Raw genomic sequence first — 13,555 nt, forward strand, 5'->3', positions numbered from 1 at the left:
GGCGGTCCCACCGGCACCGTGGGCGGTGACGCGACTCCGCGCGCGAGGGACTCGGCTCAGCGCGGGGGCAGCGCGTCGGCGACGGCGGCGAACTGCTCGACGGTGAGCTGCTCGCCTCGGGTGCGGGGGTCGATGCCCGCCGCGAGGAGGGCGCGCTCGGCCGCGTCGCCACCGCCGGCGTAGCCCGACAGGGCGGCTCGGAGCGTCTTGCGGCGCTGGGCGAACGCGGCGTCGACCACGGCGAACACGGTCTTGCGATCGCCCGCCGGGGGCTCACGCCGGGTCAGCGCCACCAGGGCCGAGTCCACGTTGGGCGCCGGCCAGAACACGTTGCGGCCGATGTTGCCGGCCAGGCGCACGTCGGCGTACCAGGCGGCCTTCACGCTGGGGATGCCGTAGGTGCGCGAGCCGGGCCCGGCGGCCAGCCGGTGCGCGACCTCGGCCTGCACCATCACGAGGACGGTGCGCAGCGACGGGAACGTCTCGAGGAAGTGCAGCAGCACCGGCACCGACACGTTGTACGGCAGGTTGGCCACGAGCGCCGTGGGCGGCGGCCCCGGCAGCTCGCGGACGTGCATCGCGTCGGCGACCACGAGGTCGAAGCGGTCGGCGGCGCCGGGAGCGAACTCCTCCACCGTGGCCGGCAGCCGGCCCGCCAGCACGTCGTCGATCTCGACGGCCGTGACGTGACTGGCGCGATCGAGCAGCGCCAGCGTCAGCGAGCCCAGGCCGGGCCCGATCTCGACCACGACGTCGTCGGGGCCCACGCCGGAGACGTCGACGATGCGGCGGACCGTGTTGCCGTCGATGACGAAGTTCTGCCCCTTCTGCTTCGTGGGGCGCACGCCGGCCTCGGTCGCCAGCCGACGGATGTCGGCGGCGCCGAGGAGGCGGACGGAGCTGTCGGCTCCGGACTCGCTCAGCTGACGCCGACCTTCGCCGCGCAGGACCACTGGCCCCAGCCGGAGCGCGCCTGCAGGATCTTGGCGTACTTGATCTGGGTGGCCTTGCTGTGCTGGTGCGGGAGCCCGGGGCCGCCGACGCTGTGCCACGTGGCGGCCGAGAACTGCAGCCCGCCGTAGTAGCCGTTGCCGGTGTTGATGCTCCAGTTGCCGCCGGACTCGCACTTGGCGATGCGGTCCCAGACGCCACCGTCGACAGTGTCGGGGTTCTTCGTGCCGCGCTTCTGCACCTCGGCGATCGGCGGGCGGACCGTGCTGCGCGAGATGACGCGGCGCTCACGGACCTCGCCGTCGGCCAGGATCAGCTCGACCTTCGCGCGGTCGAGGCCGTCGCGGCCCTCCTTGAGGACCTCGGTGTCACCCTCGAACAGCGAGGAGTCGTCAGTGAACTTGACCGTGTGGTCGACCTCGATCTTCTCGTTGCGGGTGACCTTCTCGATCCGCACGACGCGCAGCGACTGCCGCGGCTTGAGGTACGACCCGAGTCCGGGCTTGACCTCGTCGAGCTCGCCGACCTTCACGCCGCGCTGCTGGAGCAGCGACTGCACGGTGGGGGCGGCGGTGACGAGCCTCTGCTTCTTGCCGTCGACCTTGAGGACGACGGGCTTGGGGTTGCTCACGACGACGCTGTTGCCCTCGAGGCCGAGGCGCTCGTCGGGGGCCATCGAGAACGCGGCGCCCTCCTTCGGCTGGACGCCGAGGGTCTCCAGTGCGCTGGCGACGTCGACGTCGTGCACGGTGCGCTGGCTGATCTTCCCGTCGACCACGAGGGTGACGGCCTTCGCGCGGCGGACCTTCACGACGTCGCCGTCGTCGAGGTCGGTGGCCGGCGCGGGGCTGACCTGGTCGGCGGGATCCAGGGAGACGTTCTTCTCCGCGAGGAGCTCGCTGACGGTCTCGCTCTCGGTGCGGACCTCGGTGACGACGCCATCGACGTCGAAGCGGACGAGGTCGTCGTAGGTCGAGGCGTGGACGACGCCGCCGACGGCTACGGCCAGACCGACGGCCACCAGGGCCATCGTGACGGTGTTCCGGGGGGTGACTTCAGGCAACAAACGGGGCACAAACTACCTCAGGGGTTGGAGATACAACCTTTCCACCATGCGTGTTGGTGGCCGCAATTTCAAATCCTGTGACTCAAGTGACTGTAGCGAAACGCTCGGGCCAGTGTCCGCCGAACGCCCGATCGGTGTTCTCGTCGATGGCCTCGCAGAGCTCCGCGACGTCGGCCTCGAGCACGTCGGCCATGAAGCGCACGGTGTGCGGGATGAGGAAGGACGCGTTCGGCTCGCCCCGGTGCGGCATGGGCGTGAGGAAGGGCGCGTCGGTCTCCACGAGGATGCGGTCGCGCGGCGTGACACGCAGTGCCTCGCGCAGGTTCTCGGCGTTCTTGAACGTGACCGTACCGGCGAACGAGAGGTACGCGCCGCGGTCGACGCACTGCCGCGCGAACTCGGCATCCCCGCTGAAGCAGTGCATGATCACGCGCTCGGGGACGCCCTCGTCGTCGAGGATCGCGAGCACGTCGTCGTGGGCGTCGCGGTCGTGGATCACCAGCGAGCGGTCGTGACGCTTCGCGATCCGGATGTGCTCGCGGAAGCTGTGGTGCTGGAGGGGACGCAGCTCGGGACCGGTGCGGAAGTAGTCGAGTCCGGTCTCCCCCACGGCGCGCACCACGGGGTCGGCGGCGAGCCGGTCGATCTCGGCGAGGTCGGCCTCGAGGGTGTCGCTGCGGGCCGCGTCGTTGGGGTGCATCGCGACGGCGGCCACCACGCTGGGGTGGGTCCGGGCGACCTCGACCGCCCAGCGTGAGCCCTCCAGGTCGCAGCCGACCTGCACCGTGCGGGTGACCCCGACTGCGGCGGCCCGGTCGAGCGCCTCGTCGACGGGAATGAGCGCGCCACCGCGGATGCGGGTGTCGAGGTGGCAGTGGTTGTCCACGACCGGGCGCGGGAGCGCCTCGGGTGCGGCGGGCCAGCCCTCGGTCAGCGTCACCGGCTCAGGCCTCGGCGAGGTCGATGCGCGGGAACAGCGACGGCACCTTGGTGATGGTGGCGCCCGGCAGCAGGCGACCCCACTGCGCGGCCTCGTCGATGCGCTGGTCGGCCAGCGCGCCCAGGCCGGGCTCGGCGCCGAGCGACTCCCACAGCGAGGCGGTGGCCTTCGGCATCACGGGGTGCAGCGTGACGGCCAGGACCCGCAGGCCCTCGGCGGCGGTGTTGAGGATCGTGCCGAGGCGCTCGCGCTGGGACTCGTCCTTCGCGACGGCCCACGGCTCGGACTCGGTGATGTAGAGGTTCAGCGCGTCGACGATGCGCCAGATCGCGGTGAGCGCGTCCTGCGGCGCGATGCGCTCCATCGCCTCGTCGGCCTCGGCCACCGCGGCGGCCACGGTGTCGACGATGTGCTGCTCGGCATCGCCCAGCGGGCCGGCCGGCGGCAGCTCGCCGTCGAAGTACTTGCCGATCATGGCGGCCACGCGCGACGCGAGGTTGCCGAAGCCGTTGGCGAGCTCGGCGTGGTAGCGCGCGCCGATGTCCTCCCACGAGATCGAGCCGTCGCTGCCGAACGTGAGGGCGCGGGTGAAGTAGTAGCGGTAGGCGTCCGAGCCGAACGTGCCGACGATCTCGGTGGGGTGGATGCCGTTGGCCTTGCTCTTGCTCATCTTCTGGCCGCCGACCAGCAGCCAGCCGTGCGCGAAGACGCGGTGCGGCACGGGCAGCCCGGCGGCCATCAGCAGCGCGGGCCAGATCACCGCGTGGAAGCGGACGATGTCCTTGCCGACGAAGTGCACGTTCGCGGGCCACAGGTCCTCGAAGCGCTCGTCGTCGACCCCGTACCCGGCGGCCGTGACGTAGTTGAGCAGCGCCTCGATCCACACGTACATGACGTGCGAGTCGTCCCACGGCAGCGGGATGCCCCAGTCGAACGTGGAGCGCGAGATCGACAGGTCCTTGAGCCCGCCGCGCACGAACGCGATGACCTCGTTGCGCGCGGACTCGGGCTGGACGAAGTCGGGGCGCTCCTCGTACAGCGCGAGCAGCCGCTCGGCGTACTGGCTGAGCGGGAAGAAGTAGTTCTCCTCGGTGACGTGCTCGAGCCGGCTGCCGTCGAGGGTGGAGACCTTGAAGCCCTCGTCCTCGCCCTCGCCGTCCGCGACGTAATCGTCGGCCACGAACTCCTCCGAGCCGACGCTGTACCAGCCGGAGAACTCGCCCCGGTAGACCTCGCCGCGCTCGTTGAGGTCCTGCCAGAACGCCTGGGCGCCCTTCTCGTGACGGGGCTCGGTGGTGCGGATGAAGTCATCGTTGGCCGCGTCGATCGTGCGCAGCATCGGCAGCCACTCGTTCTCCACGAGGCGGTCCACCCACGCCTGGGGCGAGACGCCGTTGGCCTCGGCCTTGCGCAGCACCTTCTGGCCGTGCTCGTCCACACCGGTCAGGTAGTGGACCCGCTCGCCGCGCTGGCGGTGCCACCGCGTGATGACGTCGCCGATCGTGGTCGTGTAGCCGTGACCGATGTGGGGTGCATCGTTGACGTAGTAGATCGGCGTCGTGGCGTAGAAGGTGGGTTCGGGCACGAGTCCGAGTCTAGTGATCCCGCCGACGCCTTCCGGACCGCCCGGCGTGGGTAACGGGAATCACCCGCCTCGCCTCTGGGGCAACCCCGGGTGACGCTGGAGACTGGAAGGTCGGGCCACCTCCCCGGCCCCGAGAGCGAGAACCATGAGAATCGAAGCGATCGCCACGTCGGTCGACGGCCCGCACTCCGCGGTGCTCGAGCCGACCTCGGCCACCATCGAGTCCGGCGGGGTGACCGTCGTCGACGGCCCGCCCGGCACCGGCCACACGGCCTTCAGCCTGCTGATCGGCGGACGCCTGGTCCCCTCGTCGGGACACGTCACCATCGACGGCGAGGCCGACGGGCAGCGACTGCGCGACGAGGTGGCTCTGGTGGACGTTCCCGACGTGTCCGAGCCCGATGACGTGGTCTCGCTGGCCACCACGATGGGCGAGGAGCTGGCGATGGCGCGCAGGCCCGCAGGTCGCCACGACGTGCGCGAGTGGCTCGAGGAGCGCGGCGCGCTGGAGTGGCGGCGCACCCGGATGGAGGACGTGCCGGCCGACGTGCGGCTCGCTCTCCTGGCCGACGTCGCGGCCCGGCGCCCCGGCGTGACGGCCCTGGTCCTGTGCTGTCCCGACCGGTACGGCGCCGATCCCCACGCGGCGCTCGGAGTGGCGCGCGAGCTGGCCGACCGCGGGCTCGCGGTGTGCCTCCAGCTGATGACCAACTCGCTGCGGAACGTCAGGGACTCGCACGCGACCCTCGGAGGTGCCCGATGACCGCGCTGAGACTCGCCCTGAGCGAACTGCGCCGCCTCACCGCGGGGCGGATGCCGCGGCTGGCCGTGCTGGCGATCGTGCTCATCCCGACGATGTACGCCTCGCTCTACCTGTGGGCCAACCACGACCCGTACGGCAAGCTCGCCTCCGTGCAGGCGGCGCTCGTCGTCGAGGACGTGCCCGCCGAGAGCGCCCAGAGCGGCACCGTGCACGCGGGGCGGGACGTGGCCCACGACCTCGTCGAGGACGGCTCGTTCGACTGGCAGCAGGTCGGTGCCGACGAGGCAGCGGCCGGGGTCGAGGACGGCACCTACCTGTTCGCCCTCACGATCCCCCGCGGGTTCTCCACCGCCCTCGCGTCGACCGCGGACTTCGACCCGGCGCAGGGCACGCTCATCCTCACGACCAACGAGGCCAACAACTACCTCTCCTCGACCATCGCCGAGCAGGTGCTGACGAAGGTCAGCTCGTCCATCGCCGAGAACGTCAGCGAGCGGGCCGCCTCCTCCTTCCTGCTCGGCTTCTCGACCCTGCACGACCAGCTGAAGGAGGCCGGCGAGGGCGCCGAGACGCTCGCCGACGGCCTCGTCGACGCGCACGACGGCGCCCAGCGGCTCAGCACCGGCGCCACCGAACTGGCCGCGGGCGAGGCCAGGCTCGTGGAGGGCCAGCGCGCCCTGGGCGCAGGCCTGGACGACGCCGTGACCGGAGCCGGCACGCTGGCCTCCGGGGCCGACACCCTGTCCGACGGCGCCGGTGAGCTCGCCTCCGGTGCCCGGAAGGTCGCCGACGGCAACGCCGAGCTGGCCACCGTCGCCGACCGCATCGCGGAGGCGTCCGCCCGGGCCAACGGTGATCTCGACCAGGCGCGCGCCGACATCGCCGAGCGGCTGGCCGCCTCCGGCCTGGACCCGGCCGAGCAGGAGGCGATCCTCGCGTCGCTCGACGACCTGCGCCAGCCCCTGGACGACCTCGACGACCGGGTGCAGACCACCACCGGTCAGATCGACGAGCTGGCCGACGGGGCGGACCGCGTGGCGTCCGGTGCGGGCGAGCTCCGTTCGGGCGCCACCCGCCTCGCGGACGGCGCCGGCACGCTGCGTGACGGCCTGCAGACCGCGCGCGACGGCAACGCCGAGCTGCTCGCGGGTCAGACCGAGGCCAAGGACGGCGCCGACCAGCTGGCCGATGGAGCGGGCACGCTCGCCTCCGGTCTCGAGAGCGCGCGCGACGGGTCCCGTGAGCTGGCCGACGGCCTGGCCGACGGCGTACGGTCGATCCCCGACCTCTCCGAGCAGCGCCGCGACGAGACGGCCCGCACGATCGCCTCGCCGATCCGGACCGAGGACGTGGCCCAGGCCTCGGCCGACAGCTACGGTGCCGGCCTGGCCCCGTTCTTCCTCGCGATCGGCGCGTGGGTGGGCGGCTACGTCATGTTCCTGCTGGTCCGCCCGCTGTCGAACCGCGCCATCGCCGCGCGGCAGTCCCCGTGGCGCACGGCACTGGGCGGATGGCTCACTCCCGCCGCGCTCGCCGGGGCTCAGGTGCTGATCATGCTCGCCGTGGTGATGTCGGTCGTCGGCATCGACGTCCTGCGCGCGACCCAGGTGGCGTTCTTCCTGCTGCTGGTGGGAGCGGCGTTCGTCGCGATCGTGCACGCGCTCAACGCGTGGCTCGGTCCCGTGGGACAGCTGCTCGGGCTCGTGCTGCTCGTGCTGCAGCTGGCCAGCGCGGGCGGCACCTTCCCGTGGCAGACGCTGCCGCCCACGCTGCAGTCGATCCATCACGTCCTGCCGATGACCTACGCGATCGACGGGATCCGGCACCTCATGTACGGGGCGAACCTGGACTCGCTGCCGCGCGACATCGCGGTGCTGGCCGCCTACGTGGTGGGAGGCATCGCGGTCTCCGCGGGCGCCGCCTACCGCCGCCGGGTCTGGCGCGTCTCGCAGATCAAGCCCGAGATCGCGCTCTGACGCGGCTCAGCGGTCGCGCAGGCGCGGGGCGAGGTCGCGCTCGAACAGCTCGAGGAAGCGCTCCTGGTCGTGACCGGGGGCGTGGAAGACGAGGTGGTTGAAGCCCCAGTCGACGTACTGGCCGATCATCGCGGCGACCTCGTCGGGATCCGAGCCCACGATCCAGCGCTTCGCGATCTGCTCGATCGGCAGCGCGTCGGCCGCGGCCTCCATCTCGACCGGGTCGGTGATGGAGTGCTTCTGCTCGGGAGTCAGCGACAGCGGGGACCAGAACCGCGTGTTCTCCAGCGCGGCGTCGTGGTCGGTGTCGTAGGAGAGCTTGATCTCGATCATCCGGTCGGCGGCCTCGGGGTCGCGCCCCGCCACCTCGGCTCCCTCGCGGAACGCCGGCAGCAGCTTCTCGGTGTAGAGCTCGGCACCCTTGCCCGAGGTGCAGATCGACCCGTCGCCCATCCGCCCGGCGTACTTGGCCACGACGGGGCCGCCCGCGGCCACGTAGACCTGGACGGGCTCGTCGGGCCGGTCGTAGATCGAGGCGTCGTGCGTGGAGTAGTACTCGCCCTCGAAGGAGACGCGCTCGTCCGACCACAGCTCGCGCATGAGGCGCACGGCCTCACGCAGCCGCGCGAAGCGCTCCTTGAACGGCGGCCAGTCCTGCTCGCCGGCGCCACGGAAGCCGGTGGCGATCTCGTTGAGCGCCTCACCCGTGCCGACGCCCAGGACGATCCGTCCCGGGTACAGGCAGCCCATCGTGGCGAACGCCTGCGCGAGGACGGCCGGGTTGTAGCGGAACGTCGGCGTCATGACCGAGGTGCCGATGACGACCGACTCGGTCCGCTCCCCCACCGCGGTCATCCACGCGAGCGAGAACGGTGCGTGCCCACCCGTGTGCCGCCAGGGCTGGAAGTGGTCGCTGGTCCAGACCGACTCCATGCCGTGGGACTCGGCGGACACCGCGAACTCGACGAGGTCGCGCGGACCGAACTGCTCGGCCGAGGCCTTGTATCCCAACTTCAGCGGCTGGCGCTCGTTCATGAGGGCTCCTTCGGGGCGTGGGCGGCGGCATAGACCACCTTGCGGGAGATTCCGGTGCGCCGCGCGACGTCGGCGATGGCGTCCTTCGTGCTGAGTCCCTCGGCGCGGACCTCGGCCACCATCGCGGCGAGGTCGGTCTCGGCGAGGTCGGCGGGCGCCTGCGGCTCGGCGCCGGAGACGACGATCGTGATCTCGCCGCGCACGCGCTCGCCGTCGCCGGCCCACGCGGCCAGCTCGGACAGTGGCCCGCGCACGACCTCCTCGTGGGTCTTGGTCAGCTCGCGGCACACCGCGGCACGGCGGTCCGGGCCGAAGGCCTCGGCCATCGCCTCGAGCGTGGCGGCCGTGCGGTGCGGGGACTCGAAGAACACCATCGTGCGCTCGTCGGAGCCGAGGGCGCCCAGGACGCGGGCCCGCTCGCCGGGCTTGCGCGGCGGGAATCCCTCGAAGCAGAACCGGTCGACCGGCAGCCCCGACACGGCCAGGGCCGTGAGGACGGCCGAGGGTCCGGGGATCGCGGTGACGGGCAGGTCCTCGGCCACCGCAGCGGCCACGATCCGGTAGCCGGGGTCGGAGACGCTCGGCATCCCGGCGTCGGTGACCAGCACCACCGTGGCGCCGTCGCGCAGGTGCTCGAGCAGCTCGCCCGTGCGCTGCTGCTCGTTCCCCTCGAAGTACGAGACCACCTTCCCGGGCACCTCGACCCCCAGGTCGGAGGCGAGCCGGCGGAAGCGCCGCGTGTCCTCGGCGGCCACCACGTCGGCCTCGGCCAGCGCGACGGCGAGGCGTCCGGACGCGTCCGCCACGGTTCCGATGGGCGTCGCGGCGAGGATCAGCACCCCTCGATCCTGCCACGGCGGCCCTGCGGCGCAGGTCCGGCGGCGGGAGAGAAATGTAACTCCGAGTTCGCCAGACTCTCCCGCCGAGCGCCCGGTCTGGCTAGGGTGTGCGAGTGACTCTGCTGGACAGGATCAGCCTGCGCGCGTGGGAATGGATCGGACCGATCGCCATCGCCCTCGTGGCGTTCGCGCTGCGGATCTGGAAGGTCGGCAGCCCCAATGCGCTCACCTTCGACGAGACCTACTACGCCAAGGACGCCTGGGGGCTGATCCACGGCGGCTACGCGCGCGACGCCATGGACGACGCCAACGGCCGCATCATCAACGGCGAGACCGACGTCTTCACGCAGGACCCCACGTGGATCGTGCACCCCGACGGCGGCAAGTGGCTGATCGCGATCGGCGAGAAGATCTACGGCCTGACGCCCCTGGGCTGGCGGTTCGCGGCGGTCGTCGTCGGCTCGCTCATGGTGCTCGTGCTGGCTCGGCTCGTGCTGCGCCTCACGGGCTCGCTCGCCCTCGGGTGCATCGCCGGCCTGCTGCTGACCCTCGACGGCCTGCACTTCACGCTGTCGCGGATCGCGCTGCTCGACATCTTCCTGGCGTTCTGGATCCTGTGCGCCGTCGCGTGCCTCGCGGCCGACCGCGACTGGCTCGGCGAGCGACTGGCCGTCGACCGGCGCTACTACGCGTGGCGGCCGTGGCAGCTGGCCGCCGGCGTCTGCTTCGGCATGGCCGTCGCCACCAAGTGGAGTGGCCTCTACGTCCTCGCCGCGTTCGGCGTCACCGTGGTCATCTGGGAGGTCTGGGCCCGCGGCAGCGTCACCACGTGGCAGGAGGCCGCCACCCGCGTCCTGCGTGTCGGACTGCCCGCGTTCGGCTGGCTCGTCGGCGTGGGATTCGTCGTCTACCTGCTGACCTGGACGGGCTGGCTGCTGCACCACGACGTCTTCGAGGCCCGGTTCGGCCACGGCTACGGCGAGGAGCCCGTCTGGGGCAGCGTCTCCGATCCCACGCGCGGCCCGCTGGGCGGCGTGATCGACGCGTTCCGCTCACTGTGGGCGTTCCACGTGATGACGCTGGACTTCCACACGGGCGACTACCTCGCCACCAAGACCCACCCCTACCAGTCCAACGCCTTCGGCTGGCTCATCCAGTGGCGACCCACGAACGTCTCGTCCAACTTCGACATCGCCGCCGACGTCTGCGGGGCGGCGGCCGAGTCCAAGTGCGTCCGCCAGGTCCTGACGCTGGGCAACCCCGCGCTGTGGTGGGTCGGCACGCTCGGCCTGGTCACCGCACTGGTGGCCTGGATCCGCAACCCCACGTGGCGCTGGAGCCTGCCCCTCGTGGGCGTGCTCGCCACGTGGGCCCCGTGGTGGATCACCTCGGGCCGCCCGATCTTCACCTTCTACGCCGTGGCGATCGTGCCGTTCATGATCGTGGCGCTGTGTCTCGTGCTGAACGCCATCCGCCGCCGCGTCCCCGACCGGCTGTGGTGGCCGGCCGTGGGTGCCTACCTCGGCGTCGTCGTCGTCTCGTTCTGGTACTTCTACCCGATCCTGGCCAACCGGATCATCACGTACGACCAGTGGCGCGAACGCATGTGGTGGGACCGCTGGATCTGAGACGATCACCGCATCCGCGACATGTGAGGTCGTGGAGGCAAGGATCGAGACGATGGCCGGACCGGCCGAGCCCGCGTCGACCGACGCGCCGGTGAGCGACGCCGCGCTGCTGGCTCGCGCCCAGCGCGGTGACACCTGGGCGTTCGCGGCCCTGTTCGACCGGCACGTCAGTGCCGTCTACTGGCAGGCGCACCGCGTGGTCGGCGACGCCGACGAGGCCGAGGACGTCTGCCAGGACACCTTCGTCACGGCGTGGCGGCGGATCGGCGACATCACGATCGTCGACCGCTCGATCCTGCCTTGGCTCATGGTCACCGCCCGCTACACGGCACTCAACGCGGGCCGCAAGCGGGCGCGACTGCGCGCCGTGGCGCTGGATCACGACCCGGCCGACGCGGGAGCCGACCCGGCCGGCCACGTGGAGGAGGCCGCCGTCGCGGCCGCGATCGAGGCGGCCGTCGCCCGCCTCTCGGCCGTCGACCGCCGGCTCTTCGAGCTGTGCGTCGACGGCGACCTGACCTACGAGCAGGCGGCCGCCGAGCTGGGCGTGACCCACGGCGCCGTCCGCAACCGCGTGTCGCGGCTGCGGACCCGACTGCGCGGCGACCTGCGTGAGGAGCGTGCGTGATGACCGGAACGGACCTGCCGGTGCTGGAGCCGGAGCGGATCGAGCGGATGAGGACGGGCGTCATGGACGCCGTCGCGGAGCACGACGCTGCGGCACGACGCCGTCGCCGCCGGGTGCGCGGCGCCCTGGCCGGGGCGGCTGCCGCGGCCGTCGTGGTCGTGGGTGGCGTGGGCGCCGGGCTGAGTGGCCTCGGCGGGCCCACCGGCGGATCGGACTCGATGATCGCCGAGGAGTCGAGTGACGCCGGGTCGGGCTCCCGATCGAGCGCCGGCGGCGCGGAGGCCGACGACGCGGAGGCCGACGACGCGGAGGCGCCTTTCCTCACGACGGTCGTGACGCGGGGGTCGATGTCGGTCGAGGTCGACGAGGTGGACGACGCGGTCGCCTCGCTGCGCACCTTCGTCGGCGGCACGGGCGGACGGATCGACTCCGAGAGCCTCGAGGGCTCGAGCGCGAGCCTCGTGGTGCGGGTCCCGGCCGGTGAGGTCGAGTCGCTGCGTCGCGAGCTCGACGAGCTCGGCGACCTCTCCGGCGTCTTCCTGGAGCGCTCCGACGAGACCACCGTGATCGCCGACGTCGACGCCCGCATCGAGTCGCTGGAGACCTCCATCCGGCGGCTGCGCGCGATCATCGCGGACTCCTCCACCACCCGCGATCTCCTCGACGCCGAGGCGCAGCTGACCCAGCGCCAGGGCGAGCTGGAGTCCCTGCAGGCCCAGCGGCGGGCCCTGCGCGACGAGACCTCGTTGGCCACGATCGACGTGTCGGTCGTCGCGGCCGACACCGCACGGTCGGTCGATCCCGGCGACGGCTTCGTCGGAGGGCTCACCCGCGGCTGGAACGCGCTGGTCGACACGGTCGATGCCCTCGTCACCGTTGTCGGCGTGGCCGTGCCGTGGCTGCTCCCGGTGGGGCTCGTGGCCGCCGTCGCGCTGGCGTTCCGGCGGTGGCGGGCCCGGCGCGACGAACGATGAGGCATTCCGCCCCGCTCGGGTGCCCGAACGCATCAAGGTTCGTCTGACCACCCCTGGGACGGGACGCCCCTCGATGTGGCAGCGTGAGCCTCGACACGGGCGACGTCCGCCCGGACCACGGAGGTGCGCATGAAGCTCGGACTCAGCCTCGGCTACTGGGGCAAGGGACAGCCGCCGGGCCAGGCCGAACAGCTGGCCCTGGCCGAGGAGCTCGGCTACGACTCGGTGTGGACCGCGGAGGCGTACGGCTCCGACGCGCTGACACCGCTCGCGTGGCTCGGTGCCTCCACCTCCCGCATCAAGCTGGGCACCGGCATCGTGCAGATGTCGGCGCGCACGCCCACCGCCACGGCCATGGCCGCGATGACCCTCGACCACCTCTCGGGCGGTCGCGTGCTGCTGGGTCTGGGCGTCTCGGGGCCGCAGGTCGTCGAGGGCTGGTACGGCCAGCCGTACCCGCGGCCGCTCGCCCGCACCCGTGAGTACTTCGAGGTGCTGCGCCAGACCATCGCCCGCGAGCGGGTGGAACACGACGGCGCGCAGATCCAGATCCCCTACGTCGACAAGTACGGGATGAAGTCCACCGGCCTGGGCAAGGCGCTGCGCTCGACCCTGCACCCGGTGCGCGACCAGATCCCCCTGCTGCTCGCAGCCGAGGGCCCGAAGAACATCGCCCTGTCGGCCGAGATCGCCGACGGCTGGCTGCCGTTCTTCTACTCCCCCTGGGACGCCGACTTCGCGCACACCGCGCTGGAGGAGGGCTTCGCCCGGCGCGCACCCGAGCGCCTCCCCCGCGATCAGTTCGAGATCGCCTGCCCCGTGCAGGTGATCGTCTCGGACGACCTCGAGGCCGCGGCCGACTGGATCCGCCCGTTCATCGCGCTCTACGTGGGCGGCATGGGCGCGAAGGGCGCGAACTTCCACTTCGACGCCGTCGCGCGCCTGGGCTACGAGGAGGTCTGCGCGAAGATCCAGGACCTCTACCTCGAGGGACGCAAGGACGAGGCCACCGCGGCGGTCCCGCTGGAGCTCGTCGAGAAGATCGCCCTGATCGGGCCGAAGGAGAAGATCCGCGACGACCTCGCCGTGTGGAAGGAGTCCGTCGTCACGACCCTCATGGTCGGCGGCGACGCCGACACGCTGCGGATGATGGCCGAGCTGGTGCTCTGA

Annotated in this window: 12 protein-coding genes; 6 read left to right on the forward strand and 6 right to left on the reverse strand. The window is 72.0% G+C overall.

What is annotated here, in order from left to right:
• Positions 1-56 precede the first annotated feature (56 nt).
• The 4 genes from rsmA to metG form a co-directional block, all read right to left on the reverse strand.
• Positions 57-947 carry a 16S rRNA (adenine(1518)-N(6)/adenine(1519)-N(6))-dimethyltransferase RsmA gene (rsmA, locus tag B5D60_RS04085; RefSeq protein ID WP_231949012.1) on the reverse strand — a complete coding sequence of 297 codons (891 nt, stop codon included), beginning with the start codon at positions 945-947 and terminating at the stop codon, positions 57-59.
• Positions 920-1,972, reverse strand: a complete 1,053-nt coding sequence (locus B5D60_RS04090) for a resuscitation-promoting factor (protein WP_172806250.1) — start codon at positions 1,970-1,972, stop codon at positions 920-922. The genes rsmA and B5D60_RS04090 overlap by 28 nt, the downstream gene beginning before the upstream one ends.
• A 127-nt stretch (positions 1,973-2,099) precedes the next feature.
• Positions 2,100-2,951, reverse strand: a complete 852-nt coding sequence (locus B5D60_RS04095; protein ID WP_078701276.1) for a TatD family hydrolase — start codon at positions 2,949-2,951, stop codon at positions 2,100-2,102.
• A 10-nt stretch (positions 2,952-2,961) separates the two neighbouring features.
• On the reverse strand, positions 2,962-4,542 hold the full coding sequence (gene metG, locus B5D60_RS04100) for a methionine--tRNA ligase (protein ID WP_078698967.1): 1,581 nt from the start codon (positions 4,540-4,542) through the stop codon (positions 2,962-2,964).
• A 145-nt stretch (positions 4,543-4,687) separates the two neighbouring features.
• On the opposite strand from metG, the gene B5D60_RS04105 reads away from it, so the two are divergent.
• Positions 4,688-5,305: an ATP-binding cassette domain-containing protein gene (locus tag B5D60_RS04105; protein ID WP_078698968.1), complete on the forward strand. Its 618-nt coding sequence runs from the start codon at positions 4,688-4,690 to the stop codon at positions 5,303-5,305.
• Positions 5,302-7,281 (forward strand): YhgE/Pip domain-containing protein, encoded by a 1,980-nt coding sequence (locus B5D60_RS04110; RefSeq protein WP_078698969.1) that lies wholly within the window; start codon positions 5,302-5,304, stop codon positions 7,279-7,281. Before B5D60_RS04105 ends, B5D60_RS04110 begins: the two co-directional genes overlap by 4 nt.
• Positions 7,282-7,287: 6 nt before the next feature.
• On the opposite strand, the gene fgd is transcribed toward B5D60_RS04110, so the two are convergent.
• Both fgd and rsmI read right to left on the reverse strand, forming a co-directional pair.
• On the reverse strand, positions 7,288-8,316 hold the full coding sequence (gene fgd / locus B5D60_RS04115) for a glucose-6-phosphate dehydrogenase (coenzyme-F420) (protein ID WP_078698970.1): 1,029 nt from the start codon (positions 8,314-8,316) through the stop codon (positions 7,288-7,290).
• Positions 8,313-9,155 carry a 16S rRNA (cytidine(1402)-2'-O)-methyltransferase gene (gene rsmI, locus B5D60_RS04120; protein WP_078698971.1) on the reverse strand — a complete coding sequence of 281 codons (843 nt, stop codon included), beginning with the start codon at positions 9,153-9,155 and terminating at the stop codon, positions 8,313-8,315. Before rsmI ends, fgd begins: the two co-directional genes overlap by 4 nt.
• Positions 9,156-9,268: 113 nt before the next feature.
• Between rsmI and B5D60_RS04125 the strand changes: the two genes are divergently transcribed.
• The 4 genes from B5D60_RS04125 (at position 9,269) to B5D60_RS04140 (ending at position 13,555) form a co-directional block, all read left to right on the forward strand.
• Entirely contained in the window at positions 9,269-10,783 is a 1,515-nt protein-coding gene (locus tag B5D60_RS04125; RefSeq protein WP_172806251.1) for a dolichyl-phosphate-mannose--protein mannosyltransferase, read from the forward strand.
• Positions 10,784-10,835: 52 nt separating this feature from the next.
• Positions 10,836-11,411 carry an RNA polymerase sigma factor gene (locus B5D60_RS04130; RefSeq protein ID WP_078698973.1) on the forward strand — a complete coding sequence of 192 codons (576 nt, stop codon included), beginning with the start codon at positions 10,836-10,838 and terminating at the stop codon, positions 11,409-11,411.
• A complete protein-coding gene (locus B5D60_RS04135; RefSeq protein WP_078698974.1) occupies positions 11,411-12,385 on the forward strand; it encodes a DUF4349 domain-containing protein in 975 nt (324 codons plus the stop codon). Before B5D60_RS04130 ends, B5D60_RS04135 begins: the two co-directional genes overlap by 1 nt.
• Positions 12,386-12,514: 129 nt before the next feature.
• Entirely contained in the window at positions 12,515-13,555 is a 1,041-nt protein-coding gene (locus B5D60_RS04140) for an LLM class F420-dependent oxidoreductase (RefSeq protein ID WP_078698975.1), read from the forward strand.

The organism is Aeromicrobium choanae (genome assembly GCF_900167475.1).
Classification (GTDB): domain Bacteria; phylum Actinomycetota; class Actinomycetes; order Propionibacteriales; family Nocardioidaceae; genus Aeromicrobium; species Aeromicrobium choanae.

Excerpts from the sequence above, each read along its gene's own strand:
- B5D60_RS04105 (WP_078698968.1), top strand. The coding sequence starts at position 4,688 with ATGAGAATCGAAGCGATCGCCACGTCGGTCGACGGCCCGCACTCCGCG.
- B5D60_RS04110 (WP_078698969.1), top strand. The coding sequence starts at position 5,302 with ATGACCGCGCTGAGACTCGCCCTGAGCGAACTGCGCCGCCTCACCGCG.
- fgd (WP_078698970.1), bottom strand. The coding sequence starts at position 8,316 with ATGAACGAGCGCCAGCCGCTGAAGTTGGGATACAAGGCCTCGGCCGAG.
- B5D60_RS04130 (WP_078698973.1), top strand. The coding sequence starts at position 10,836 with ATGGCCGGACCGGCCGAGCCCGCGTCGACCGACGCGCCGGTGAGCGAC.
- B5D60_RS04135 (WP_078698974.1), top strand. The coding sequence starts at position 11,411 with ATGACCGGAACGGACCTGCCGGTGCTGGAGCCGGAGCGGATCGAGCGG.
- B5D60_RS04140 (WP_078698975.1), top strand. The coding sequence starts at position 12,515 with ATGAAGCTCGGACTCAGCCTCGGCTACTGGGGCAAGGGACAGCCGCCG.